Genomic DNA, 24,042 nt, shown 5'->3' with positions numbered 1-24,042 from the left:
CCGCGATCGACCCTGTCAATCTGAACGGGGTACATGGAGGCCCCCCAGTAACGTCCCGGGATCAGGGACGGGCTTGACAGGAGGCGTTTGACTGCTTTCCTGGCAGGTTGCTACAATCGTCTGTCTCAGCAGGCCAGAATTTCGGCCTGCTTTAACATTTCCGCATCTCTGGTCGGATTTTCCGGCCACCAATCAGAAGAACCTACTGATGGCGACGATCAACCAGCTGGTCCGCAAGCCGCGGCAAGCGACCACCTACAAGAGTGCCTCGCCGGCGCTCGACAAGTGCCCGCAGCGCCGTGGCGTCTGCACCCGTGTCTACACCACCACTCCGAAGAAGCCGAACTCGGCTCTGCGCAAGGTTGCCAAGGTCCGCCTGACCAACCAGGAAGAAGTGATTTCCTACATCGGTGGTGAAGGCCACAACCTGCAGGAGCACTCCGTGGTCCTGATCCGCGGCGGTCGCGTCAAGGACCTGCCGGGTGTGCGTTACCACACCGTTCGTGGCTCGCTCGACGCCGCCGGCGTTGCCAAGCGTCGCCAGGCCCGTTCCAAGTACGGCGCCAAGCGTCCGAAGGCATAAGGAGAGAGCACTATGTCGCGTAAGGGTAATACTCCGCAGCGTTCCGTCCTGCCCGATCCGAAGCACGGAAGCGAAACCATCGCCCGCTTCATCAACATGGTCATGCAGAGCGGCAAGAAGTCCGTCGCCGAAAAGATCGTGTACGGCGCCATGGACGTGATCACCGAGAAGAACAGCAGCGCCAACGCCATTGAACTGGTGCAGAAGGCTCTGGACAACGTCGCTCCGGCGGTCGAAGTCAAGTCGCGCCGCGTCGGTGGTGCCACCTACCAGGTGCCGGTCGAAGTGCGTTCGTCGCGCAAGATGGCCCTGGCCATGCGCTGGCTGATCGACTCCGCGCGCAAGCGTGGCGAGAACACCATGCCGAAGAAGCTGGCTGCTGAACTGATCGACGCCTCGGAAAACCGTGGCGGCGCCATCAAGAAGCGCGAAGAAACCCACCGCATGGCCGAAGCCAACAAGGCATTCGCCCACTACCGCTGGTGAGTTTGACGGCCTTGTAAAACAGGCAGGGCAGCACCACTTCGGTGCGTGCTGCCTCGCGGTCCCAGAAGGGCTGCGCCAATCCGAAGGCCGCCGAAAGGCGGCGTTCGGCCATCCGAAATCCAAGAAATCTGAGAGGCTCCCGTGGCCCGTTCCACTCCCATCGAGCGTTACCGTAACTTCGGCATCATGGCTCACATCGATGCCGGCAAGACCACCACGTCCGAGCGCATCCTGTTCTACACCGGCAAGAGCCACAAGATCGGTGAAGTGCATGACGGCGCCGCCACCATGGACTGGATGGAGCAGGAGCAGGAGCGTGGCATCACGATCCAGTCCGCTGCCACCACCGCGTTCTGGAAGGGCATGGACAAGTCCCTGCCGGAGCACCGCTTCAACATCATCGACACCCCCGGGCACGTCGACTTCACCATCGAAGTGGAGCGCTCGCTGCGCGTGCTCGACGGTGCCGTCTTCGTCCTGTGCGCCGTCGGTGGCGTGCAGCCGCAGTCGGAAACCGTGTGGCGCCAGGCCAACAAGTACCACGTGCCGCGCATCGCGTTCGTCAACAAGATGGACCGTACCGGTGCCAACTTCCAGAAGGTCGTCGGCCAGCTGAAGGCCAAGCTGGGCGCGGTTGCCGTGCCGATGCAGCTGCCGATCGGCGCTGAAGACAACTTCAAGGGCGTCGTCGACCTGCTGAAGATGAAGGCCATCCACTGGGATGAAGCTTCGCAGGGCATGAAGTTCGAATACGGCGACATCCCGGCCGAACTGCAGGGCCCGGCTGAAGAGGCTCGCCAGTTCATGGTCGAGACCGCTGCCGAAGCCAGCGAAGAGCTGATGGAAAAGTACCTGGGCGGCGAAGAGCTGGCCGAGGCTGAAATCATCAATGCCCTGCGTACCCGCACCCTGGCCACCGAGATCGTGCCGATGTACTGCGGCTCGGCCTTCAAGAACAAGGGCGTGCAGGCCATGCTGGATGGCGTGATCCAGCTGCTGCCGTCGCCGGTCGACGTGCCGGACGTGAAGGGCGTGGACGTTGACGACGACACCGTCGAAATGACCCGCAAGTCGGACGACAAGGCTCCGTTCTCGTCGCTGGCCTTCAAGATCATCACCGACCCGTTCGTCGGCGCGCTGACCTTCTTCCGTGTCTACTCGGGCACCCTGAACGGTGGCGACACCGTGCTGAACTCGGTGAAGGGCAAGAAGGAGCGCATCGGCCGCATCCTGCAGATGCACTCGAACAACCGCGAGGAAATCAAGGAAGTTCTGGCCGGTGACATCGCCGCTGCCGTGGGCCTGAAGGACACCACCACCGGTGACACCCTGTGCGCCGTGGACGCCCCGATCATCCTGGAGCGCATGACGTTCCCGGAGCCGGTGATCTCGATGGCCGTCGAGCCGAAGACCAAGTCGGACCAGGAAAAGATGGGCCTGGCCCTGGGCCGTCTGGCACAGGAAGATCCGTCGTTCCGCGTCAAGACCGACGAAGAATCCGGCCAGACCATCATCTCGGGCATGGGCGAGCTGCACCTGGACATCATCGTTGACCGCCTGAAGCGCGAGTTCAACGTTGAAGCCAACGTTGGCGCGCCGCAGGTGGCCTACCGCGAAACCATCACCCTGGCTGACGTCAAGTCGGACTACAAGCACGCCAAGCAGTCCGGTGGTAAGGGTCAGTACGGTCACGTCGTGATCGAACTGTCGCCGATCACTGCTGCCGACCGTGCCGATCCGAAGATCGCTCCGATGATCAAGGACGACTTCCTGTTCATCAACGACATCACCGGCGGCGTGATCCCGAAGGAATTCATCCCGTCGGTCGAGAAGGGCCTGCGCGAAACCATCACCAGCGGCCCGCTGGCTGGCTTCCCGGTCGTGGACGTCAAGGTGAAGCTGGTGTTCGGTTCGTATCACGACGTCGACTCCTCGGAAATGGCGTTCAAGCTGGCTTCGTCGATGGCCTTCAAGCAGGGCTTCGCCAAGGCCAAGCCGGTGCTGCTGGAGCCGATCATGAAGGTCGAGATCGTGACCCCGGAGGATTACCAGGGTGACGTGATGGGCGACGTCAGCCGTCGTCGCGGCGTGCTGCAGGGTTCCGACACCACCGGTGACGGTTCGGCCAGCATCATCAACGCGATGATCCCGCTGGGTGAAATGTTCGGCTACGCCACTGCACTGCGTTCGCAGACCCAGGGCCGCGCCACCTTCACCATGGAATTCGATCACTACGAGCCGGCTCCGACCAACATCGCCGAAGCCGTCATGAAGAAGGGCTGAGCCTCGCTCAGCCTCTCTTGAAACCACTTACGAACAATCAAGGTATAGAACAATGGCAAAGGGTAAGTTCGAACGCACCAAGCCGCACGTCAACGTCGGCACCATCGGTCACGTCGACCACGGCAAGACCACGCTGACCGCCGCACTGACCAAGATCGGTGCCGAGCGCTTCGGTGGCGAGTTCAAGGACTACTCCTCGATCGACGCCGCGCCGGAAGAAAAGGCGCGTGGCATCACGATCTCGACCGCGCACGTCGAATACGAATCCCCGATCCGTCACTACGCCCACGTTGACTGCCCGGGCCACGCTGACTACGTCAAGAACATGATCACCGGTGCCGCCCAGATGGACGGCGCGATCCTGGTGTGCTCGGCCGCTGACGGCCCGATGCCGCAGACCCGTGAGCACATCCTGCTGTCGCGCCAGGTCGGCGTGCCGTACATCGTCGTGTTCCTGAACAAGGCCGACATGGTGGACGACGCCGAGCTGCTCGAGCTGGTCGAGATGGAAGTGCGCGAGCTGCTGAGCAAGTACGAGTTCCCGGGCGACGACACCCCGATCATCGCCGGTTCGGCCCGTCTGGCGCTGGAAGGCGACCAGAGCGACATCGGCGTGCCGGCCATCCTGAAGCTGGTCGACGCGCTGGACAGCTGGATTCCGGAGCCGGAGCGTGCGATCGACAAGCCGTTCCTGATGCCGGTGGAAGACGTGTTCTCGATCTCGGGCCGCGGCACCGTGGTGACCGGTCGTATCGAGCGCGGCGTGATCAAGGTTGGCGACGAAATCGAAATCGTCGGCATCCGTCCGGTGCAGAAGACCACCGTGACCGGCGTTGAAATGTTCCGCAAGCTGCTGGACCAGGGTCAGGCAGGCGACAACGCTGGCCTGCTGCTGCGCGGCACCAAGCGTGACGACGTCGAGCGTGGCCAGGTGCTGGCCAAGCCGGGCACGATCAAGCCGCACACCAAGTTCGAAGGCGAAGTGTACGTCCTGTCGAAGGACGAGGGCGGCCGCCACACCCCGTTCTTCAACGGCTACCGTCCGCAGTTCTACTTCCGCACCACCGACATCACCGGCGCCGCCAAGCTGCCGGAAGGCGTCGAAATGGTGATGCCGGGTGACAACGTCAAGATGGAAGTCACCCTGATCAACCCGGTGGCCATGGACGAAGGTCTGCGCTTCGCCATCCGCGAAGGCGGCCGTACCGTCGGCGCCGGCGTGGTCTCGAAGATCATCGAGTAATCTGGTAGTATCAGCGCCCCGATGTTGCCTGGGTAGGGCATCGGGGCGTATCAAATGGGAAAGCAGGCACAGGATGTGCCTTGTGTTCCCCGGACCAGGAAGGGTCAATGCCATTCAGGCGGCGTCAACAGGCGACTGTTGACAGCTGCCTTGCGTGCCATTATGCTTCTACGTCTGGGCAGGCCGGGTAACTGGTCTGCCTACGTTTTTGAGGTCGATGGATTGACCTTGGCGGCCTGCAGGACTGCGGGCTGTCCGTATTCAGGAATTTCATGGGACAAAGCAACCCAGAGGCTTTGTCTGTCGCTCTTTTAACGAAGGAACCTACCGCCATGGCGGACCAAAAGATCCGGATCCGGCTGAAAGCGTTCGATCATCGTCTGATCGACCGTTCGGCCAGCGAGATCGTTGAAACGGCAAAGCGGACCGGCGCGCAAGTGCGTGGCCCGATCCCGCTGCCGACCAAGATCGAGCGTTACACCGTTCTCGTTTCCCCGCACGTCGACAAGGACGCGCGTGACCAGTACGAGACCCGCACGCACAAGCGCGTGCTCGATATCGTTGACCCGAATGACAAGACCGTGGACGCGCTGATGAAGCTCGAACTGGCTGCCGGCGTCGACGTTCAGATCAAGCTGACCTGAGGACTACGACCATGACGAAGAAGTATTCGTTGGGCTTCGTGGGCCGCAAGGCTGGCATGAGCCGCGTGTTCACTGAAGATGGCCGCTCCATCCCGGTGACCCTGATCGAAGCAACCCCGAACCGCATCGCGCAGATCAAGACCGTCGAAACCGACGGCTACAGCGCCGTGCAGGTGACCGTCGGCGCGCGTCGCGCTGCCCTGGTCAACAAGCCGGAAGCCGGCCACTTCGCCAAGGCGAAGGTGGAAGCGGGTCGTGGCCTGTGGGAATTCCGCGTTGAAGACGCGCAGCTCGGCGATTTCGCCGTTGGCGGCGAAGTCAAGGCGGACATCTTCGAAGTCGGCCAGATCGTCGACGTCCAGGGTGTCACCAAGGGTAAGGGCTTCCAGGGCACCATCAAGCGCCACAACTTCCGTATGGGCGATGCAACCCACGGTAACTCGCTGTCGCATCGCGCGCCGGGTTCGCTGGGTCAGCGCCAGACCCCGGGTCGCGTTTTCCCGGGCAAGAAGATGTCGGGCCACATGGGCGCGGTGCAGCAGAGCACCCAGAACCTGGAAGTGGTCAAGGTCGACGTCGAGCGCGGTCTGATCGCCGTTCGCGGCGCCGTTCCGGGCGCGGCGGGTGGCGACGTGATCGTCCGTCCGGCGAGCAAGGCATAAGGAGAGATGACGATGGAACTCGTTATCACGGGTAGCAACAACAAGGTCTCGGTCTCCGACGCCGTGTTCGGTCGCGATTTCAGCGAAGATCTGGTCCACCAGGTCGTCGTTGCCTACCGCAACGCCGGTCGCGCCGGCACCAAGGCACAGAAGACTCGCTCCGAAGTGGCTGGTACCACCAAGAAGTCGAAGAAGCAGAAGGGCGGCGGCGCGCGTCATGGCGCACTGACGGCTCCGATCTTCGTCGGCGGCGGTGTCACCTTCGCGGCCAAGCCGCGCAGCTTCGAGCAGAAGGTCAATCGCAAGCAGTACCGTGCCGCCATGTGCGCGATCCTGTCCGAGCTGAACCGTCAGGGCCGTCTGACCATCGTGGAGTCCTTCGACGTCGAAGTGACCAACACGAAGGGTCTGATCGCCAAGCTGGCCGGCCTGGAAGTGGGCAAGCGCCCGCTGATCGTCACCGAAGAAGCGTCCGAGCACCTGTACCTGTCCGCCCGCAATCTGCCGTACGTGCAGGTGCGTGACGTCCAGGGTCTGGATCCGGTCTCGCTGGTGGGTGCCGACACGGTCGTCATCACCGCTGACGCGGTCAAGAAGGTCGAGGAGTGGCTGGCATGAACAGCAACGAAAAAATCTTCAGCGTGCTGCGTGCCCCGCGTGTCTCCGAAAAGACCGCGCGCCTGCAGGAACTCTCCAACCAGTATGTCTTCGAAGTTTCGAACGAAGCCACCAAGGCCGATGTAAAGGCCGCGGTTGAGCAGCTGTTCGACGTCAAGGTCGAAGCCGTCAACGTGGTCAACGTCAAGGGCAAGAACAAGTCCTTCCGTAACCGTGCTGGCCGCCGCGGCGATTGGCGCAAGGCGTACGTTCGCCTGGCCGATGGCCAGTCGATCGATGTAACGGCCAAGGCCTGAGGTACATCCCATGCCATTGATGAAATTCAAGCCCACTTCCCCCGGCCGCCGTTCGGCCGTGCGCGTGGTCACTCCCGACCTGCACAAGGGTGCTCCGCACGCTGCGCTGGTCGAGTCGCAGAGCCGCTCGGGTGGTCGTAACCACCATGGCCGCATCACCGTGCGTCACGTCGGTGGTGGTGCCAAGCAGCACTACCGCATCATCGACTTCAAGCGCAACAAGCTGGGCATCCCGGCGCGCGTGGAACGCATCGAATACGATCCGAACCGCACCGCGCACATCGCTCTGCTGTGCTACGTCGACGGTGAGCGTCGCTACATCATCGCCCCGAAGGGCCTGAAGGCTGGTGATCAGGTGATCGCTGGTTCGGATGCCCCGATCAAGGCTGGCAACACCCTGCCGCTGCGCAACATTCCGGTCGGCACCACCATCCACTGCATCGAACTGAAGCCGGGCAAGGGCGCTCAGATCGCTCGCGCCGCTGGTGCGGCCGTGCAGCTGGTGGCTCGCGAAGGCATCTACGCCACCCTGCGCCTGCGCTCGGGTGAAATGCGTAAGGTTCCGGTCGAGTGCTGCGCCACCATCGGCGAAGTCGGCAACGACGAGCACAGCCTGGAAAAGCTGGGCAAGGCCGGTGCCAAGCGTTGGCGCGGCGTCCGCCCGACCGTTCGTGGTGCTGCCATGAACCCGGTTGACCACCCGCACGGTGGTGGTGAGGCGAAGGCCGGCCAGGGTAACCCGCATCCGGTCACCCCGTGGGGTGTCCCGACCAAGGGTTACAAGACGCGCCATAACAAGCGCACTCAGCAGTTCATCGTCCGCGATCGTAGGGGCTAATCGACCATGGCACGTTCACTCAAGAAGGGCCCGTTCGTCGATCACCACCTCGTCAAGAAGGTGGAGGCCGCTGCGGGCAGCAAGAAGCCGATCAAGACCTGGTCGCGCCGTTCGATGATCCTGCCTGACATGGTAGGCGTCACCATTGCCGTGCATAACGGCAAGAACCACATCCCGGTTCTCGTCAACGAGAACATGGTCGGCCACAAGCTCGGCGAATTTGCCATCACCCGGACCTTCAAGGGTCACGGTGGTGACAAGAAGTCGGGCAAGTAAGGAGAGATGACAATGGAAGCGAAAGCCATCCTGCGCACTGCGCGCATCTCCCCGCAGAAGGCTCGTCTGGTCGCTGACCAGGTGCGCGGTCTGCCGGCCGAGCGTGCGGTCAACCTGCTGAAGTTCTCGGACAAGAAGGCTGCCCACCTGATCAAGAAGGTGGTGGAGTCGGCAATTGCCAACGCCGAGAACAACCAGGGCGCCGACGTCGACGAGCTGAAGGTTCAGACCATCATGGTTGATGAAGGTCCGACCCTGAAGCGTTTCATGGCGCGGGCGAAAGGCCGCGGTACCCGCATCCTCAAGCGCACCAGCCACATCACTGTGGTTGTGGGCGCCGCCAAGTAAGCGGATAAGGAAAAGACCATGGGTCATAAAGTTCATCCGATTGGTATCCGCCTCGGCATTTCCAAGGACTGGAACTCCAAGTGGTACGCCAACAAGGCCGAGTTCGCTGGTTACCTGGCAGCCGACCTGAAAGTGCGCGAAATGCTGCGCAAGAAGCTGGCTCAGGCCGGCATCAGCAAGATCCTGATCGAGCGTCCGGCCAAGACCGCTCGCGTGACGATCCACACCGCCCGTCCGGGCGTGGTGATCGGCAAGCGCGGTGAGGACATCGAGAAGCTGCGCAAGGAAGTGAGCGAGATGATGGGCGTCCCGGCGCACATCAACGTCACCGAAGTGCGCAAGCCGGAACTGGACGCGCAGCTCGTTGCCGAGTCGATCGCCCAGCAGCTGGAGCGTCGCATCATGTTCCGCCGTGCAATGAAGCGCTCGGTCGGCAACGCGATGCGCCTGGGTGCCCTGGGCATCAAGGTCAACGTCGGTGGCCGCCTCAACGGTGCAGAAATCGCCCGTTCGGAGTGGTACCGCGAAGGCCGCGTGCCGCTGCACACCCTGCGTGCCGACATCGACTATGGCTTCGCTGAAGCCAAGACGACCTACGGCATCATCGGCATCAAGGTCTGGATCTACAAGGGCGAGGTCTTCGATTTCTCCCAGGTTGGCCAGGAAAAGCAGGACGACACCCCGTCGCGCAACGATCGTCACGATCGCGGCGACCGTGGTGACCGTCAGCGCCCGGCCCGTGAAGCGAGGTAACGACAATGTTGCAACCCAAGCGAACCAAGTACCGCAAGGTACACAAGGGCCGTAACGATGGCCTGAGCTGGAGCGCCAACGCTGTCAGCTTCGGCGAATACGGCCTGAAGGCAACCGCACACGGTCAGCTGACCGCGCGTCAGATCGAAGCGGCCCGCCGCTCGATCAGCCGCTACGTCAAGCGCGGCGGCAAGATGTGGATCCGCGTGTTCCCCGACAAGCCCATCACCAAGAAGCCCATCGAAGTCCGAATGGGTTCTGGTAAGGGCAACGTGGAATACTGGGTGGCCCAGATCCAGCCCGGCCGCATGATCTATGAAATCGAGGGTGTTTCCGAGGAAGTGGCTCGCGAGGCGTTCCGCCTGGCCGCCGCCAAGCTCTCGGTCACCACCACTTTCGTGACCCGTACGGTGCGCTGATGGATATCAAAACTCTCCGTGAAAAGTCGGCTGACGAACTCAAGGCCCACCTGATCGACCTGCGTAAGGAACAGTTCTCTGTCCGTATGCAGCAGGTCACCGGCCAGCTGCCGAAGACCCACGACATTCGCCGGGTCCGCCGCGAGATTGCTCGCGTCAAGACCCTGCTCGGCAGCACGAAGTAAGGATGGCCGCTATGAGCGACAATACTGAAAAGAAGACGCTGCGCACGGTCGAAGGCCGTGTCGTCAGCAACAAGATGGACAAGACGGTTACCGTCCTGGTTGAGCGTCAGGTCAAGCACGCGCTGTACGGCAAGTACATCAAGCGCTCGACGAAGCTGCACGCCCACGATGCCGACAACGCCTGCAAGGAAGGCGATGTCGTCCGCGTGACCGAGATTGCTCCGATGTCCAAGACCAAGAACTGGCGCGTGGTGGAAGTCATCACGCGCGCGGCTGAATAAGGAGCTGAATCATGATCCAGATGCAGAGCTACCTTGACGTCGCGGACAATTCGGGTGCCAAGCAGGTGATGTGCTTCAAGGTGCTGGGTGGTTCCAAGCGCCGTTACGCCGGCATCGGCGACATCATCAAGGTCACCGTGAAGGATGCGATTCCGCGCGGCAAGGTCAAGAAGGGTGAAGTGTATGACGCCGTCGTGGTGCGTACCCGCAAGGGTGTGCGTCGCGCCGACGGCTCGCTGATCCGCTTCGACGGCAACGCTGCCGTTCTGCTGAACAGCAAGCAGGAGCCGATCGGTACCCGTATCTTCGGGCCGGTGACCCGTGAACTTCGTTCGGAGAAGTTCATGAAGATCGTCTCGCTCGCTCCCGAAGTGCTGTGAGCGACAGGAGATAATCATGGCTAACCGTATCAAGAAGGGCGACCAGGTTGTCGTCAACGCTGGCAAGGACAAGGGCAAGCAGGGCGAAGTCGTCCGCGTCGACGGCGACCGTGTGGTCGTCGCCAACGTGAACATCGTCAAGCGCCACACCAAGCCGAACCCGCAGGCAGGTGTTGCCGGCGGCGTGGTCGAGCGCGAAGCTTCGATCCATATCTCCAACGTGAATGTTCTGAACCCGGCTTCGGGCAAGGGCGAACGCGTTGGCTTCAAGGTGCTGGAGGATGGACGCAAACTGCGTGTGTTCCGCTCCAGCGGTGAGGCGCTCGACGCCTGAGGAATGAGAAGATGAGTTCCCGTCTCGAAAAGTTCTACAAGGACGAAGTGGTGCCGGCGCTGATGAAGCAGTTCGGCTACACCAATCCGATGGAAGTGCCGAAGCTGGTCAAGGTCACCCTGAACATGGGTGTCGGCGAAGCGGCCACCAACAAGAAGATCCTGGAAAACGCCGTCGGCGACATGACCAAGATTTCCGGCCAGAAGCCGGTTGTCACCAAGTCGCGTGTGTCGGTTGCGTCGTTCAAGATCCGCGATGGTTGGCCGATCGGCTGCAAGACCACGCTGCGTCGCCACAAGATGTACGAGTTCCTGGATCGCCTGATCAACATCTCGCTGCCGCGCGTGCGCGACTTCCGTGGTGTTTCCGGTCGTTCCTTCGACGGCCGCGGCAACTTCAACATGGGTGTGAAGGAGCAGATCATCTTCCCGGAAATCGACTTCGACGCTGTCGACGCGATCCGCGGTATGGATATCGCCATCACCACCACTGCGAAGACCGACGCGGAAGCGAAGGCGCTGCTGGCAGCGTTCAAGTTCCCGTTCCGTAACTGATCTGTCGAGGAAACCGAAATGGCAAAGACCTCCATGGTCAACCGCGACATCAAGCGGGAAAAGCTGGCAAAGAAGTACGCTGAAAAGCGTGCAGCTCTGAAGAAGATCGTGTCCTCCGTGGACGCGACCTACGAAGAGAAGATCGACGCCGCAACCAAGCTGGCCAAGCTGCCGCGCGATTCGTCGCCGAGCCGCCAGCGCAACCGTTGCGAGCTGTCGGGTCGTCCGCGTGGCGTCTACAGCAAGTTCGGCCTGGGCCGTAACAAGCTGCGTGAAGCCACCATGCGTGGCGACGTCCCGGGTCTGCGCAAGGCCAGCTGGTAATCCCAGCCGGCCCTGCGATCAGGCGCCCCTTCGGGGGTGCCTGAACCGGGCAGGGGAGGCATTCAGCTTTCCCGACGCAAAAAAAACCGAAGAGCCCGGCGCAAGCCGGGCTCTTTTGGCGTATACTCCCGCGTCTTGCCCTGTGCAGACGGGGTTGTAGGAGTGGGCTTTCGGCCCGCTGCAACAAGGGACCTGGCCCGTTTCCAGGAGACAACAGATTTTCGCGAAAGCGGATATCGGTGCACTCAAAGGTACTCATATGAGCATGACTGATCCCATCGCCGACCTGCTGGTCCGCATCAAGAATGCGGCCGCGGTTGGCAAGCAGACGGTGAAAGCCCCGTCGTCCAAGATCAAGGTTGCGATTGCCCAGGTCCTGAAGGACGAGGGTTACATCACCGACCTGCGCGTGACCCAGCTGGAAAACAACAAGTCCGAGCTGGAAATCGTGCTGAAGTATTTCGAAGGCAAGCCGGTCATCGCGACCCTGAAGCGCTTCTCGCGTTCGGGCCTGCGCCAGTACCGCGGCAAGAGCGAACTGCCGAAGGTCATGAACGGCCTGGGTATCTCCATCATTTCCACCTCCAAGGGCATCATGACTGATGCGCAGGCGCGCCAGCTGGGCGTCGGCGGCGAAGTCCTGTGCTTCGTGGCCTAAGGCGAAAGGAGTAGAACTATGTCCCGCGTAGCCAAGAAGCCGATCGACCTGGGTAAGGTTGAACTGAACGTCCAGTCGGACAGCGTCACCGCCAAGGGCCCGAAGGGCACCCTGTCGCTGGCCAAGCCGGCCGGTATTGCCATCAACGTCGACAACGGCGTTGCCACCCTGAGCACCGAGAACGCCGACCTGGTCGCACTGACCGGTACCGTGCGTGCGATCCTGTCCAACATGGTCAAGGGCGTGTCCGAAGGCTTCGAGCGCAAGCTGGAGCTGGTCGGCGTGGGTTACCGCGCTGCCATGCAGGGCAAGGACCTGAGCCTGTCGCTGGGCTTCTCGCATCCGGTCGTGTTCGTGGCGCCGGAAGGCATCACCCTGTCGACCCCGACCCAGACCGAGATCCTGGTCCAGGGCGCTGACAAGCAGGTCGTCGGTGAAGTTGCCGCCAAGATCCGTGCGTTCCGCAAGCCGGAGCCGTACAAGGGCAAGGGCGTGAAGTACTCCGACGAAGTCATCATCCGTAAGGAAGCCAAGAAGGCGTAAGTGCGAGTCCCTCGCAAGAGCCCGCACATCCTTGTGCGGACTCCTCAGGGAAAAGCCCAACCTTCAGCTTTCAAGGAATAATCAAAATGAACAAGAACATCGCCCGCCTGCGTCGCGCCAAGTCGACCCGCGCCCACATCCGTGAGCTCGGCGTCGCCCGCCTGTCGGTGCTGCGCACCGGCCAGCACCTGTACGCCCAGGTCTTCACCGCCGACGGTTCCAAGGTGCTGGCTGCTGCCAACACCACCCAGACCGACGTCATGGAAGGCCTGAAGAACGGCAAGAACGCCGACGCCGCCGCCAAGGTCGGCCGTATCGTCGCTGAGCGCGCCAAGGCCGCCGGCGTCGAGAAGGTTGCCTTCGATCGTTCGGGCTACCGCTACCACGGCCGCATCAAGGCCCTGGCAGAAGCCGCCCGCGAAGCCGGCCTGCAGTTCTAAGGGACAAGGGCAGGGGGCCATTGGCCTCCTGCCTGCCTGCTCGCCAGCCTGAGTGAGGCTGGACGGCGCCGCTCTTCTGCAGCGGCCCACCGGAACGCCGCGTCACGCCACAACCATAAGCGGCTTCGAGCCGTACATACCCAAACAACCAAGGAATCAACATGGCAGAAGAGCGTCAGCAGCGGGGTCGCGATCGCGACCGTAACCGCGAAGAGAAGATCGACGACGGCATGATCGAAAAGCTGGTCGCGGTCAACCGCGTCAGCAAGACCGTCAAGGGTGGCCGCCAGTTCACCTTCACCGCCCTGACCGTTGTCGGCGACGGCGAAGGCAAGGTCGGTTTCGGTTATGGCAAGGCCCGCGAAGTGCCGGTCGCCATCCAGAAGTCGATGGAACAGGCCCGCAAGAACCTGGTCAGTGTTGACCTGAACAACGGCACCCTGTGGCACACCATCAAGGATGGTCACGGCGCAGCCCGCGTGTTCATGCAGCCGGCTTCGGAAGGTACCGGCGTCATCGCCGGCGGTGCCATGCGCGCCGTGCTGGAAGCGGTTGGCGTGAAGAACGTGCTGGCCAAGGCCACCGGTTCGCGCAACCCGATCAATCTGGTGCGTGCCACCGTGAAGGGCCTGTCTGCTGCGCAGTCGCCGGCCCGCATCGCGGCCAAGCGCGGCAAGAAGGTGGAGGAACTCAACCATGGCTAATGAGTCCAACAAGACTGTCAAGGTCCGCCTGGTGCGTGGCCTGCGTGGCACCCAGTCGCGTCACCGCCTGTCGGTGCGTGCCCTGGGCCTGAACAAGCTCAACGATGTGCGTGAACTGAAGGACAGCCCGCAGGTGCGCGGCCTGATCAACAAGGTTCAGTACCTCGTCCAGGTTGAGGAGTAATCGACCATGACTCTGCGTCTCAATGAACTGAGCCCGGCACCGGGCGCCCGCACCGAGCGTACCCGCGTCGGTCGCGGTATCGGCTCGGGCCTGGGCAAGACTGCCGGCCGCGGCCACAAGGGTTCGTTCGCCCGCAAGGGTGGCGGCAAGATCAAGGCTGGCTTCGAAGGCGGCCAGACCCCCATGCAGCGTCGTCTGCCGAAGATCGGCTTCCGTTCGCCGATCGCCAAGGACACCGCTGAAGTGCTGCTGTACGCGCTGGACAAGCTGCCGGCCGGTGAGATCGACTTCGCCGCCCTGCGTGCTGCCAAGCTGGTCCCGAGCACTGCAAAGAAGGCCAAGGTCGTCGTCAAGGGCGAAGTGACCAAGGCGTTCACCCTGAAGGGTATCGCTGCCACGGCGGGTGCCAAGGCTGCGATCGAAGCTGCCGGCGGCAGCGTAACGGAGTAAGAAAATCATGGCGCAAGCTGGCATCGGTAACCTCGCGGGCGGAATGGGCAAGTTCACTGAACTTCGCCAACGTTTGCTGTTCGTCGTCGGGGCTTTGATCGTCTATCGCATCGGCTGCTACGTGCCGGTGCCAGGCGTCAATCCCGATGCCATGCTTGCCATGATGCAACAGCAGGGCGGCGGCATCGTGGACATGTTCAACATGTTCTCGGGCGGCGCCCTGCACCGTTTCAGCATCTTCGCGCTGAACGTGATGCCGTACATTTCGGCATCGATCGTGATGCAGCTGGCCGTGCACATCTTCCCCGCCCTGAAGGCGATGCAGAAGGAAGGTGAGTCCGGCCGCCGCAAGATCACCCAGTATTCGCGCATCGGCGCCGTGCTGCTGGCAGTGGTGCAGGGCGGCTCGATCGCACTGGCCCTGCAGGGCCAGGTCTCGCCGTCGGGCGCTCCGGTCGTGTACGCGCCGGGCATGGGCTTCGTGCTCACCGCCGTGGTCGCGCTGACCGCCGGCACCATGTTCCTGATGTGGGTCGGTGAGCAGGTCACCGAACGCGGCATCGGCAACGGCGTGTCGCTGATCATCTTCGCCGGTATCGTCGCTGGCCTGCCGGGTGCGATCATCCACACCTTCGACGCCTACCGCGACGGCAACATCCAGTTCATCCAGCTGCTGCTGATCGCCATCGTCGTGCTCGCCTTCACCTTCTTCGTGGTGTTCGTCGAGCGTGGCCAGCGCCGGATCACGGTCAACTACGCGCGCCGCCAGGGCGGTCGTAACGCGTACATGAACCAGACCTCGTTCCTGCCGCTGAAGCTCAACATGGCCGGCGTCATCCCGGCGATCTTCGCCTCGAGCCTGCTGGCGTTCCCGGCCACCCTGGCCATGTGGTCCGGCCAGGCTGCCAACCAGAGCAGCTTCGGCCAGGTCCTGCAGAAGGTGGCCAATGCTCTCGGCCCGGGCGAGCCGCTGCACATGATCGTGTTCGCTGCGCTGATCACCGGTTTCGCGTTCTTCTATACCGCGCTGGTGTTCAACTCGCAGGAAACCGCCGACAACCTGAAGAAGTCGGGCGCGCTGATTCCGGGCATCCGTCCGGGCAAGGCCACCGCCGATTACATCGATGGCGTGCTGACCCGCCTGACCGCAGCCGGCTCGGCCTACCTGGTGATCGTCTGCCTGCTGCCGGAACTGATGCGCACGCAGCTGAACGCCTCGTTCTACTTCGGTGGTACTTCGCTGCTGATCGTGGTGGTGGTGGTGATGGACTTCATCGCCCAGGTGCAGGCGCACCTGATGTCCCACCAGTACGAGAGCCTGCTGAAGAAGGCCAACCTGAAGGGCGGCAACCGCGGCGGTTTTGCCCGCGGCTGATTGGCCTGTTATACTTTCGTCTTCCTGACGTGATGGTCCCTCCGCTTCGCGGACTCCGGCCACACAAACGAAGGGCGGTCCCCGCAGCGGTTCCGGGTGGGGGTGTGATGAGGTGGTCCCGCGCTGGAGTAGCGCGGGCGGCCCCGGGGGAAACCCCAGGTCCAACCCCATCCGGCGCCGGAGCCTGGGCACACTCCCCAGGCCGGGTTCATGAAACCAATGGTTTCACGGGCTTCCATGTAAACCGGAACCTTGTTAGTATCGCTAGTTCACTTTTTTGATCCATCCTGCCGGATTGGCGTGCCCGAGGCGCGCTGTCGGCCATCACTCAGCTGGAGAACCGCGTCATGGCGCGTATTGCAGGCGTCAACCTGCCAGCCCAGAAGCATGTCTGGGTCGGGTTGCAAAGCATTTACGGCATCGGCCGTACCCGTTCGAAGAAGGTCTGCGAAGTCGCAGGCGTTGCTTCGACCACCAAGATCCGCGATCTGTCGGAGCCGGAAATCGAGCGCCTGCGCGCCGAAGTCGGCAAGTACATCGTGGAAGGCGATCTGCGCCGTGAGATCGGCATCGCGATCAAGCGCCTGATGGACCTGGGCTGCTACCGCGGCCTGCGTCACCGTCGTGGCCTCCCGCTGCGTGGCCAGCGCACCCGTACCAACGCCCGCACCCGCAAGGGTCCGCGCAAGGCGATCAAGAAGTAAGGGACTGAGAAATGGCTAAGCCCGCTGCTAAGACCAAGAAGAAGATCAAGCGCGTCGTCACCGACGGCGTTGCCCACGTCCACGCTTCGTTCAACAACACCATCGTCACCATCACCGACCGCCAGGGCAACGCTCTGTCGTGGGCGACCTCCGGTGGCGCTGGCTTCCGCGGTTCGCGCAAGTCGACCCCGTTCGCTGCCCAGGTGGCCGCTGAAAAGGCCGGTCGTGCTGCGCTGGACTACGGCGTGAAGTCGCTGGAAGTCCGCATCAAGGGCCCGGGTCCGGGCCGTGAGTCGGCCGTGCGTTCGTTGAACAACGTCGGCTACAAGATCACCAACATCATCGACGTGACGCCTATCCCGCACAACGGGTGCCGTCCGCCGAAGAAGCGTCGCGTCTAAAGGGAGCGATAAGAAATGGCTCGTTATATCGGTCCTACCTGTAAGCTCGCCCGTCGCGAAGGCGCCGACCTGTCCCTGAAGAGCCCGGCGCGTGCGCTGGACTCGAAGTGCAAGCTGGAGCAGAAGCCCGGCCAGCACGGCGCCACTGCCCGCAAGGGCAAGCTGTCCGACTACGCCACCCAGCTGCGTGAAAAGCAGAAGGTCAAGCGTATCTACGGCCTGCTGGAGCGTCAGTTCCGCAACTACTACAAGAAGGCCTCGACCAAGAAGGGCAACACCGGCGAGAACCTGCTGCAGCTGCTGGAAACCCGCCTGGACAACGTCGTCTACCGCATGGGCTTCGCCGTGACCCGTCCGGCTGCCCGTCAGCTGGTGTCGCACCGCGGCGTCACCGTGAATGGCAAGTCGGTCAACCTGGCTTCGTACCAGGTCAAGGCTGGCGACGCCATCGCTCTGTCTGAAAAGGCTGCCAAGCAGCTGCGCGTCCAGGAAGCCCTGACCGTCGCCGCCCAGCATGACCTGAGCCCGTCGTGGGTTGAAGTGGATTCCGGCAAGTTCACCGGCATCTTCAAGGCTGTTCCGGATCGTTCGGATCTGCCTGCGGACATCAACGAAGCGCTGATCGTCGAGCTGTATTCGAAGTAATTCACATTGGAGAGCCCCCGGCGACGGCCGGGGGTTCACTAGGAGAACCCGCAACATGACGGTTACCGCCAACCAGGTTCTGCGTCCTCGCGGTCCGCAGATCGAACGCCTTACCGACACCCGTGCAAAGGTCGTTATCGAACCTTTGGAGCGGGGTTACGGGCATACGCTGGGTAATGCCCTGCGTCGCGTGCTGCTGTCGTCCATCCCGGGCTTCGCCATCACGGAAGTCGAAATCGACGGCGTGTTGCATGAGTACACCACGGTCGAAGGTCTGCAGGAGGACGTGCTCGAAGTCCTGCTGAACCTCAAGGACGTGGCCATCCGTATGCACTCCGGCGACAGCGCCACCCTGTCCCTGTCCAAGCAGGGCCCGGGCGTTGTCACCGCTGCCGACATCAAGGTCGACCACAATGTGGAGATCCTGAACGGCGAACACGTGATCTGCCACCTGACCAAGGATACGGCGATCAACATGCGTCTGAAGATCGAACGTGGTTTCGGCTACCAGCCGGCTGCCGCGCGTCGTCGTCCGGACGAAGAAACCCGTGCCATCGGCCGTCTGGTCCTGGATGCCTCGTTCTCGCCGGTCCGCCGCGTCGCCTATGCCGTGGAAGCGGCCCGCGTCGAACAGCGTACCGACCTGGACAAGCTGGTCATCGATATCGAGACCAACGGCACCATCGACGCCGAGGAAGCCGTGCGCACCGCCGCCGACATCCTCAGCGACCAGCTGTCGGTGTTCGGTGACTTCACCCACCGCGACCGCGGTGCAGCCAAGCCGGCCAACAATGGCGTGGATCCGGTGCTGCTGCGCCCGATCGACGATCTGGAGCTGACCGTGCGTTCGGCCAACTGCCTGAAGGCTGAAAGCATCTACTACATCGGCGATCTGATCCAGAAGACCGAAGTGGAGCTGCTGAAGACCCCGAACCTGGGCAAGAAGTCGCTCACCGAGATCAAGGAAGTGCTGGCTCAGCGCGGCCTGTCGCTCGGCATGAAGCTGGAGAACTGGCCGCCGGCCGGTGTCGCCAGCCACGGCATGCTGGGCTGATATCGGTAATGCCTGAAGGCTCCACCGTTCGCGGTGGGGCCTTCAACGCAACACACCATGCCATGACGAACCCCAGGTTCGCGCGGCAGGTCGCCCAGGACGGGTGGCCAGGACCAACCGCAGTCCGCGCAGCAACGCCAGGATGGCGACAACGATCCGCACAGTCTCATCATTAACCAAGGAATATCACCATGCGTCACCAGAAGTCTGGCCGTAAGTTCAGCCGTACCAGCGCCCACCGCGAAGCGATGTTCAAGAACATGGCCGCCTCGCTGTTCAAGCACGAGCTGATCAAGACCACCCTGCCGAAGGCCAAGGAACTGCGCCGCGTTGCCGAGCCGCTGATCACCCTGGCCAAGGTCGACTCCGTCGCCAACCGCCGTCTGGCCTTCGCCCGCCTGCGCGACAACGAAGCCGTGGGCAACCTGTTCACCATCCTGGGCCCGCGCTACGCGAACCGTCCGGGCGGCTACCTGCGTCTGCTGAAGTGCGGCTTCCGCGCTGGCGACAACGCGCCGATGGCCTACGTCGAGCTGGTTGACCGTCCGGTCGTGGCCGAGGAAGTGGCCGAGTAATCGGACCGCTCCAAATGCGACACAGCGAAAGCCCGGCCTCTGCCGGGCTTTTGCGTTTCCGGGGGCGGATCCCTTTCCGCAGGACAGGGCTCTGACCCACACCGTTCCGACAGGCGTCACCTGTGGCGGTTCGAATGGCGCGCACTCTCGGTTACGCTTGGCGCCTGATCCATTCGAGCGTTGACGATGAATCCACTGCGCTGGCCCTTCCGCGCCCAGTTCTTCCTGGGCTTCCTGATCTGCGCGGGCCTGCTTGGCTACGCGATCTTCCTGCAGCTGAAGATGGGCCTGGAGCCGTGTCCGCTGTGCATCTTCCAGCGCCTGGCGTTCGCCGCGCTTGGCCTGCTGTTCCTGATCGGTGCACTGCATGGTCCGTCCAACCGCCCGGGACGCGCGACCTATGGCGTGCTGGCGTTCATTGCCGCCGCAGTGGGTGTCGGCATCGCCGCGCGCCACGTCTACGTGCAGATGCTGCCGCCGGAAATGGGGTCCACCTGTGGCCCGCCGCTGGCCTTCCTGAGCGAGACCATGGGGCCGCTGGAAGTGTTCCGCACGGTGCTGACCGGCACTGGCAACTGCGGCAACATCGACTGGACCTTCCTGGGTCTGACCATGCCGATGTGGTCGGGCGTGTGGTTCGTGCTGCTGGCGCTGTGGGCGCTGGTGGTGCCGCTGCGCAAGGTCAAGCGCTGAGGCAAGGTAGTGCCGGCCGCTGGCCGGCAACCTCGTGAACGACGGCAGCTTTCCCGTAGATGCCGGCCAGCGGCCGGCACTACCACGGTCCGTTCTCAGAAATCCTGCTGCAGGCTCAGGTAGGCGCCGCGGCGCGGTCCCCATTGCGGAGCGAACACGCCGACGCCACCGCCATCGCGCAGCTGGTAGCTGCGGTCCAAAGCGTTGATCACCGCCAGCTGCACGTGCAATGGATGGCCGCTGTCGGCATTGAAATCGTGCCCGGCGCTGAGGTTCACCTGCAGGTACGACGGCAGCTCGCCGCCGTTGGGTACGCCTTCGATGTCCGAACGCAGGCCGCTGCCGAACACGTAGTTTGCACCGATCCGGTTGTGTCCGGCGAAGGCGTAGCTGAGACCACCCGATGATGTCAGCTTCTGGTCGTGGTCGGGGTGGATCCAGTGGTTGGCCACATAGGCCAGCGCCTCGGGATCGAGGTTGTACTGGCTGGTGATGACATCCGTACCGATGGCTTTGTTCAGCGCGGCATTGAAGTAGGCACTGAACGGACCGTTGCTGTAGTCGGCACTGAACTCCAGACCACGGATGTGTCCGCGGCGGTAGTTGAAGGTCGAGTAGATGTAGGCGGCGCCGAACTGGCCTTCGTCCTGCAGGCGGGCGACGCGGCGGTCGTAAGCGTCCAGGCCCAGGGTCAGGTGTTCACCCAGCTGCTGCGAGACGCCGATGTCGTAGTAGTCGCTGCGCTCGGCCAGTGGCGTGTTGTTGCCGCCACTGGGTTGCTGGTTGGTGGTGCCGTCATACAGGGCGATATCGCTGCTGGCGATCAGCTCACTGGCCGGTGGCGTGAAGTAACGCGAGTAGCCGGCGTGCACGGTGGTGCTATCGCTGGCATTCCAGACCACGCCCACGCGCGGGCTGAGCTGGCCCTCGGTGCGGCCGAAGGCCTTGTAGCGGTCACCGCGCAGACCGTAGTTGACGGTCCAGTCGTCGCCGATCTTCCATTCATCCTGCACGTACAACGCCAGCGTGCTGGCATGGAAGGCGCTGTGGTCAGGAATCAGCAGCGGCGTGGTGCTGGACTGCTGGCCGCCGTCATCAACCGGGAACACCCAGCTGTTGCTGCTGGCCCGTGCGTTCTCGTAGTTGCCGTACAAGCCGTAGCGCAGCGTGTGGTCGTTGCCCAGTGGTGTGGAGAAGTCGGCCTGCAGGGTGTTGGCACGGTTGCTGCGCTGCACCTTCGAGGCGACGCCACTGAACACCAGATCGCCGACGACGTCCGGGTTGAACGCTGCATCGCTGTAGCGCTGCCCGGCCGATAGCTGGTACGCGGTGCTGCCCAGCGTGCCCTGCAGTACCAGCATGCCGAAGCGGGTGGTCTCGCGCTGGGTCTCATCCAGCTGGCTGGAATCGAAGGTGGTGGTGTCCAGGTAACCGAACTGCGGCGTCTGCCCTGGATTGACCGGAATCTGGAAACGGTTGTTGGCGAAACCGGCGAACACACTCAGGCGGGTGTTGTCGTTGACCAGGTAGGTCAGGTCGGCGAAGGCCTTGCCCTGGTGGGTATCGTCGTGCAGCGGCTTGCGCGAGTTGGTCGGATTCTCCAGGCCGACTTCGTTCTGGTCGTAGTTGCCGGTCAGGAACCAGCTCCAGCGTCCCTGGTTGCCCCACCAGGAGGCATTCGGGTTCACCTTGCCGAACGAGCCGGTGGTCAGTCCGGCGCTGCCACCGTTGCCCAGCTCGGCGCCATTGCGGGTGGTGATGTCGACCACCGCCGCGGTGCGCTCGCCGAACTGCGCCGGCAACGCGCCGTCCATCAGACGGATGCTCTTGATGGTGCGCGCATCCAGGGTCTGGCCGAAGCCGGAGATCGATTCGGGCAGCAATACGCCGTTGATGCGGTACTGCAGGTTGGCGTGGTCGCCGCGCACGTGCACGCCGCCATAGGAATCCTGGACCACGCCGGGGGCCTGCAGCAGTACCTGGCTGAGTGGTGCGGAGGCACCCAGCGGCTGCTTCTGGATGTCCTCGGCGGTGATCTGGTACTGGCTGCTGCCGATGTCCGGCGACAGCGTGTTGCGGGCCTGGTCGAGCTGGGCGTGGACGGTGACCGCATCCAGATCCTTGACGGACGAAGAGGTGTCGTCGGCTGCCGAGGCGAGGGCGGGCAGGCTGGCCAGGGCCAGGGCGAAGGTGATGCCGGTAGCGAGGGGCGAGGGCTTCATGGTGGGAGAGGTGGCGGCTGGATGTGGAAGGGGCCGGTCCATGACATGGAAGTGTTACTCCATAACAAAGCATGCGCCTGTCCCGGGCGGCTGACCATGCAGGATCTGGCCGCTGGCGTCGGCCTTTCTCTGCCGTTCAGGCGAGCAGGTCGGCCGGACCGGCCCTTTGCGTCAGCGGCCGGCTCTGCGACCATGACCGCCCCCCATCCCGGAAGTCTGCAATGAGCCTGTCCGCCGTTCCGCCCGTGCCCGATCCCGCCGCAGCGGCCACTGGCGCCGCCTGGTCGCCGGAGAGCTGGCGTGGCAAGACCGCGCTGCAGATGCCGACCTACCCGGACCCGGTGGCGCTGGACGCCGCTCTGCACGAACTGAAGCGGCTGCCGCCGCTGGTCACCTCCTGGGAAATCCTGGCGCTGAAGCAGCAGCTGGCCGAGGCGCAGGAAGGCAAGCGCTTCCTGCTGCAGGGCGGCGACTGCGCGGAGAACTTCAGCGACTGCGAATCGGGCACCATTTCCAACCGGTTGAAAGTTCTGCTGCAGATGAGCCTGGTGCTGGTGCATGGCCTGCGCCAGCCGGTGATCCGTGTTGGGCGCTTTGCCGGCCAGTACGCCAAGCCGCGTTCGGCCGATACCGAGACCCGCGACGGCGTGACCCTGCCCAGCTATCGCGGCGATGTGATCAATGCGCCGGCGTTCACCGAGGCGGCGCGCCTGCCGGATCCGAAGCGGATGCTGCAGGCCCACGCACATTCGGCGATGACCATGAACTTCGTGCGTGCGCTGATCGATGGCGGCTTCGCCGACCTGCATCATCCGGAGTACTGGAACCTGGAGTGGGTGCGGCATTCGCCGCTGGCCGCCGAGTACCAGAAGATGGTGGCGTCGATCGGCGATGCGGTGCACTTCATGGAAACCCTGGCCGGGGCCCGCGTGCACAACCTCAACCGCATCGACTTCTACACCTCGCATGAAGCGCTGCTGCTGCCCTACGAGCAGGCGCTGACCCGGCAGGTGCCGCGCCAGCAGGGCTGGTTGAACCTGAGCACGCATTACCCGTGGATTGGCATGCGCACGGCCGCGCTCGATGGCGCGCACGTGGAATACCTGCGTGGCGTGCGCAACCCGATTGCGATCAAGGTGGGCCCGTCGGTGACGCCGGACCAGCTGCTGCGCCTGATCGATGTGCTCAACCCGCATGACGAGCCCGGTCGACTGAGCTTCATCCACCGCATGGGTGCGGCGCAGATTGCCGAGAAGCTGCCGCCGCTGCTGGACGCGGTCAAGCGCGATGGCCGTCGCGTGCTGTGGGTGTGCGACGCGATGCATGGCAATACCGAAAGCACCGCCAATGGCTTCAAGACGCGCCGCTTCGACAACGTGCGTGGCGAAGTGGAGATGTCATTCGATCTGCATGCGGCCGCAGGCACGCGACTGGGCGGTGTGCACCTGGAGCTGACCGGCGAAGACGTGACCGAATGCACCGGTGGCGCGCGCGAACTGACCGAGCGTGACCTCGAGCGTGCATACCGTTCGACCGTGGACCCGCGGTTGAACTACGAGCAGTCGCTGGAGATCGCGATGGCGATCGTGCGCAAGCAGGAGCAAGTGCGGTAAGGGGGCTTCGGCAGGGCTTGCAGCCCTGCACCTGCTGACGCAACGGCAACGGCCGAAGCAACGACAACGGCATGCATTCCGTGGGATGGCGGGGTGGTATCGGAGTGCGGGGGCGCCGCAAGTACGTCCTTGTAGGCTTGGCAGCCGCATCCATGCGGCTGACACCCCGCACTCCGACACCGCCCCGCCTCTGACAGATTCCGGCGGCTGTTGGTAGGTGTCGACCTTGGTCGACACGGTAGATCCACGCCATGCGTGGATGCATTTCGCTTCC

At 63.3% G+C, this 24,042-nt stretch carries 34 protein-coding genes; 33 read left to right on the top strand and 1 reads right to left on the bottom strand.

The window, feature by feature from the left end:
- Nucleotides 1-208: 208 nt before the first annotated feature.
- The 32 genes from rpsL (at nucleotide 209) to ACMZ91_RS19380 (ending at nucleotide 19,933) form a co-directional block, all read left to right on the top strand.
- Entirely contained in the window at nucleotides 209-583 is a 375-nt protein-coding gene (rpsL, locus tag ACMZ91_RS19535) for a 30S ribosomal protein S12 (RefSeq protein WP_004145320.1), read from the top strand.
- Nucleotides 584-595: 12 nt separating this feature from the next.
- Entirely contained in the window at nucleotides 596-1,069 is a 474-nt protein-coding gene (gene rpsG / locus ACMZ91_RS19530) for a 30S ribosomal protein S7 (protein WP_004145321.1), read from the top strand.
- Nucleotides 1,070-1,210: 141 nt separating this feature from the next.
- Nucleotides 1,211-3,352, top strand: coding sequence for an elongation factor G (gene fusA, locus ACMZ91_RS19525; RefSeq protein WP_049422946.1), 2,142 nt, complete (start codon nucleotides 1,211-1,213; stop codon nucleotides 3,350-3,352).
- A 52-nt stretch (nucleotides 3,353-3,404) separates the two neighbouring features.
- Nucleotides 3,405-4,595 (top strand): elongation factor Tu, encoded by a 1,191-nt coding sequence (gene tuf, locus ACMZ91_RS19520; RefSeq protein ID WP_049416993.1) that lies wholly within the window; start codon nucleotides 3,405-3,407, stop codon nucleotides 4,593-4,595.
- A gap of 332 nt (nucleotides 4,596-4,927) precedes the next feature.
- Nucleotides 4,928-5,239 carry a 30S ribosomal protein S10 gene (rpsJ, locus tag ACMZ91_RS19515; protein WP_005408208.1) on the top strand — a complete coding sequence of 104 codons (312 nt, stop codon included), beginning with the start codon at nucleotides 4,928-4,930 and terminating at the stop codon, nucleotides 5,237-5,239.
- Nucleotides 5,240-5,250: 11 nt separating this feature from the next.
- Nucleotides 5,251-5,901 (top strand): 50S ribosomal protein L3, encoded by a 651-nt coding sequence (gene rplC, locus ACMZ91_RS19510; RefSeq protein WP_004145336.1) that lies wholly within the window; start codon nucleotides 5,251-5,253, stop codon nucleotides 5,899-5,901.
- A 12-nt stretch (nucleotides 5,902-5,913) separates the two neighbouring features.
- Nucleotides 5,914-6,519, top strand: coding sequence for a 50S ribosomal protein L4 (rplD, locus tag ACMZ91_RS19505; protein WP_004145337.1), 606 nt, complete (start codon nucleotides 5,914-5,916; stop codon nucleotides 6,517-6,519).
- Nucleotides 6,516-6,815, top strand: coding sequence for a 50S ribosomal protein L23 (gene rplW, locus ACMZ91_RS19500; protein WP_004145338.1), 300 nt, complete (start codon nucleotides 6,516-6,518; stop codon nucleotides 6,813-6,815). Before rplD ends, rplW begins: the two co-directional genes overlap by 4 nt.
- 10 nt (nucleotides 6,816-6,825) lie before the next feature.
- The gene (gene rplB / locus ACMZ91_RS19495; protein ID WP_004145339.1) at nucleotides 6,826-7,653 is read left to right on the top strand and encodes a 50S ribosomal protein L2; all 828 of its coding nucleotides are present in this window, start codon (nucleotides 6,826-6,828) and stop codon (nucleotides 7,651-7,653) included.
- Between the two features lie 6 nt (nucleotides 7,654-7,659).
- Nucleotides 7,660-7,929, top strand: coding sequence for a 30S ribosomal protein S19 (gene rpsS, locus ACMZ91_RS19490; protein ID WP_004154485.1), 270 nt, complete (start codon nucleotides 7,660-7,662; stop codon nucleotides 7,927-7,929).
- Nucleotides 7,930-7,941: 12 nt separating this feature from the next.
- Nucleotides 7,942-8,277, top strand: a complete 336-nt coding sequence (gene rplV, locus ACMZ91_RS19485) for a 50S ribosomal protein L22 (RefSeq protein WP_004145348.1) — start codon at nucleotides 7,942-7,944, stop codon at nucleotides 8,275-8,277.
- An 18-nt stretch (nucleotides 8,278-8,295) separates the two neighbouring features.
- A complete protein-coding gene (gene rpsC, locus ACMZ91_RS19480; protein WP_004145350.1) occupies nucleotides 8,296-9,030 on the top strand; it encodes a 30S ribosomal protein S3 in 735 nt (244 codons plus the stop codon).
- A gap of 5 nt (nucleotides 9,031-9,035) precedes the next feature.
- Nucleotides 9,036-9,449, top strand: a complete 414-nt coding sequence (gene rplP / locus ACMZ91_RS19475; protein ID WP_004154486.1) for a 50S ribosomal protein L16 — start codon at nucleotides 9,036-9,038, stop codon at nucleotides 9,447-9,449.
- Entirely contained in the window at nucleotides 9,449-9,634 is a 186-nt protein-coding gene (rpmC, locus tag ACMZ91_RS19470; RefSeq protein ID WP_004154487.1) for a 50S ribosomal protein L29, read from the top strand. The genes rplP and rpmC overlap by 1 nt, the downstream gene beginning before the upstream one ends.
- An 11-nt stretch (nucleotides 9,635-9,645) precedes the next feature.
- Nucleotides 9,646-9,915: a 30S ribosomal protein S17 gene (gene rpsQ, locus ACMZ91_RS19465; RefSeq protein ID WP_004154489.1), complete on the top strand. Its 270-nt coding sequence runs from the start codon at nucleotides 9,646-9,648 to the stop codon at nucleotides 9,913-9,915.
- 11 nt (nucleotides 9,916-9,926) lie between these two features.
- Nucleotides 9,927-10,295 (top strand): 50S ribosomal protein L14, encoded by a 369-nt coding sequence (rplN, locus tag ACMZ91_RS19460; RefSeq protein ID WP_004145357.1) that lies wholly within the window; start codon nucleotides 9,927-9,929, stop codon nucleotides 10,293-10,295.
- Nucleotides 10,296-10,311: 16 nt separating this feature from the next.
- Nucleotides 10,312-10,629 (top strand): 50S ribosomal protein L24, encoded by a 318-nt coding sequence (gene rplX, locus ACMZ91_RS19455; protein ID WP_004154490.1) that lies wholly within the window; start codon nucleotides 10,312-10,314, stop codon nucleotides 10,627-10,629.
- Nucleotides 10,630-10,640: 11 nt separating this feature from the next.
- Entirely contained in the window at nucleotides 10,641-11,183 is a 543-nt protein-coding gene (gene rplE, locus ACMZ91_RS19450) for a 50S ribosomal protein L5 (RefSeq protein ID WP_004154491.1), read from the top strand.
- Between the two features lie 18 nt (nucleotides 11,184-11,201).
- Nucleotides 11,202-11,507: a 30S ribosomal protein S14 gene (rpsN, locus tag ACMZ91_RS19445; RefSeq protein WP_005408209.1), complete on the top strand. Its 306-nt coding sequence runs from the start codon at nucleotides 11,202-11,204 to the stop codon at nucleotides 11,505-11,507.
- 259 nt (nucleotides 11,508-11,766) lie between these two features.
- Nucleotides 11,767-12,165 (top strand): 30S ribosomal protein S8, encoded by a 399-nt coding sequence (gene rpsH, locus ACMZ91_RS19440; protein ID WP_005408210.1) that lies wholly within the window; start codon nucleotides 11,767-11,769, stop codon nucleotides 12,163-12,165.
- An 18-nt stretch (nucleotides 12,166-12,183) separates the two neighbouring features.
- Nucleotides 12,184-12,708: a 50S ribosomal protein L6 gene (gene rplF / locus ACMZ91_RS19435; protein WP_005408211.1), complete on the top strand. Its 525-nt coding sequence runs from the start codon at nucleotides 12,184-12,186 to the stop codon at nucleotides 12,706-12,708.
- Nucleotides 12,709-12,788: 80 nt separating this feature from the next.
- Nucleotides 12,789-13,148: a 50S ribosomal protein L18 gene (gene rplR / locus ACMZ91_RS19430; RefSeq protein ID WP_024957318.1), complete on the top strand. Its 360-nt coding sequence runs from the start codon at nucleotides 12,789-12,791 to the stop codon at nucleotides 13,146-13,148.
- Nucleotides 13,149-13,309: 161 nt separating this feature from the next.
- Complete coding sequence (rpsE, locus tag ACMZ91_RS19425) at nucleotides 13,310-13,852, top strand: 30S ribosomal protein S5 (RefSeq protein WP_005408213.1); 543 nt, start codon at nucleotides 13,310-13,312, stop codon at nucleotides 13,850-13,852.
- Entirely contained in the window at nucleotides 13,845-14,036 is a 192-nt protein-coding gene (gene rpmD / locus ACMZ91_RS19420) for a 50S ribosomal protein L30 (RefSeq protein ID WP_005408214.1), read from the top strand. The genes rpsE and rpmD overlap by 8 nt, the downstream gene beginning before the upstream one ends.
- A 6-nt stretch (nucleotides 14,037-14,042) precedes the next feature.
- Nucleotides 14,043-14,486 carry a 50S ribosomal protein L15 gene (gene rplO / locus ACMZ91_RS19415; RefSeq protein WP_004154498.1) on the top strand — a complete coding sequence of 148 codons (444 nt, stop codon included), beginning with the start codon at nucleotides 14,043-14,045 and terminating at the stop codon, nucleotides 14,484-14,486.
- Nucleotides 14,487-14,493: 7 nt separating this feature from the next.
- The gene (gene secY, locus ACMZ91_RS19410) at nucleotides 14,494-15,861 is read left to right on the top strand and encodes a preprotein translocase subunit SecY (protein WP_005408215.1); all 1,368 of its coding nucleotides are present in this window, start codon (nucleotides 14,494-14,496) and stop codon (nucleotides 15,859-15,861) included.
- A 347-nt stretch (nucleotides 15,862-16,208) separates the two neighbouring features.
- Nucleotides 16,209-16,565, top strand: coding sequence for a 30S ribosomal protein S13 (gene rpsM / locus ACMZ91_RS19405; RefSeq protein ID WP_004154500.1), 357 nt, complete (start codon nucleotides 16,209-16,211; stop codon nucleotides 16,563-16,565).
- Between the two features lie 11 nt (nucleotides 16,566-16,576).
- Nucleotides 16,577-16,966 (top strand): 30S ribosomal protein S11, encoded by a 390-nt coding sequence (gene rpsK / locus ACMZ91_RS19400; protein ID WP_004145443.1) that lies wholly within the window; start codon nucleotides 16,577-16,579, stop codon nucleotides 16,964-16,966.
- A 15-nt stretch (nucleotides 16,967-16,981) separates the two neighbouring features.
- The gene (gene rpsD / locus ACMZ91_RS19395; RefSeq protein WP_004145446.1) at nucleotides 16,982-17,611 is read left to right on the top strand and encodes a 30S ribosomal protein S4; all 630 of its coding nucleotides are present in this window, start codon (nucleotides 16,982-16,984) and stop codon (nucleotides 17,609-17,611) included.
- Nucleotides 17,612-17,666: 55 nt separating this feature from the next.
- Complete coding sequence (locus ACMZ91_RS19390) at nucleotides 17,667-18,665, top strand: DNA-directed RNA polymerase subunit alpha (RefSeq protein WP_010483975.1); 999 nt, start codon at nucleotides 17,667-17,669, stop codon at nucleotides 18,663-18,665.
- A 191-nt stretch (nucleotides 18,666-18,856) separates the two neighbouring features.
- Nucleotides 18,857-19,240, top strand: coding sequence for a 50S ribosomal protein L17 (gene rplQ / locus ACMZ91_RS19385; RefSeq protein WP_005408217.1), 384 nt, complete (start codon nucleotides 18,857-18,859; stop codon nucleotides 19,238-19,240).
- 186 nt (nucleotides 19,241-19,426) lie between these two features.
- On the top strand, nucleotides 19,427-19,933 hold the full coding sequence (locus ACMZ91_RS19380) for a disulfide bond formation protein B (RefSeq protein ID WP_049463317.1): 507 nt from the start codon (nucleotides 19,427-19,429) through the stop codon (nucleotides 19,931-19,933).
- Between the two features lie 95 nt (nucleotides 19,934-20,028).
- Here ACMZ91_RS19380 and ACMZ91_RS19375 read toward each other — a convergent pair whose 3' ends face one another.
- Nucleotides 20,029-22,155: a TonB-dependent receptor gene (locus tag ACMZ91_RS19375; protein ID WP_049463316.1), complete on the bottom strand. Its 2,127-nt coding sequence runs from the start codon at nucleotides 22,153-22,155 to the stop codon at nucleotides 20,029-20,031.
- A 221-nt stretch (nucleotides 22,156-22,376) separates the two neighbouring features.
- Here ACMZ91_RS19375 and ACMZ91_RS19370 point away from each other — a divergent pair, with 221 nt between their 5' ends.
- Complete coding sequence (locus ACMZ91_RS19370) at nucleotides 22,377-23,768, top strand: class II 3-deoxy-7-phosphoheptulonate synthase (protein WP_049421673.1); 1,392 nt, start codon at nucleotides 22,377-22,379, stop codon at nucleotides 23,766-23,768.
- Nucleotides 23,769-24,042 lie beyond the last annotated feature (274 nt).

The organism is Stenotrophomonas sp. FR024 (assembly GCF_047500745.2).
GTDB classification, from domain to species: Bacteria; Pseudomonadota; Gammaproteobacteria; order Xanthomonadales; family Xanthomonadaceae; genus Stenotrophomonas; species Stenotrophomonas maltophilia_A.
This window is presented reverse-complemented; position numbering and strand designations above follow the sequence as displayed.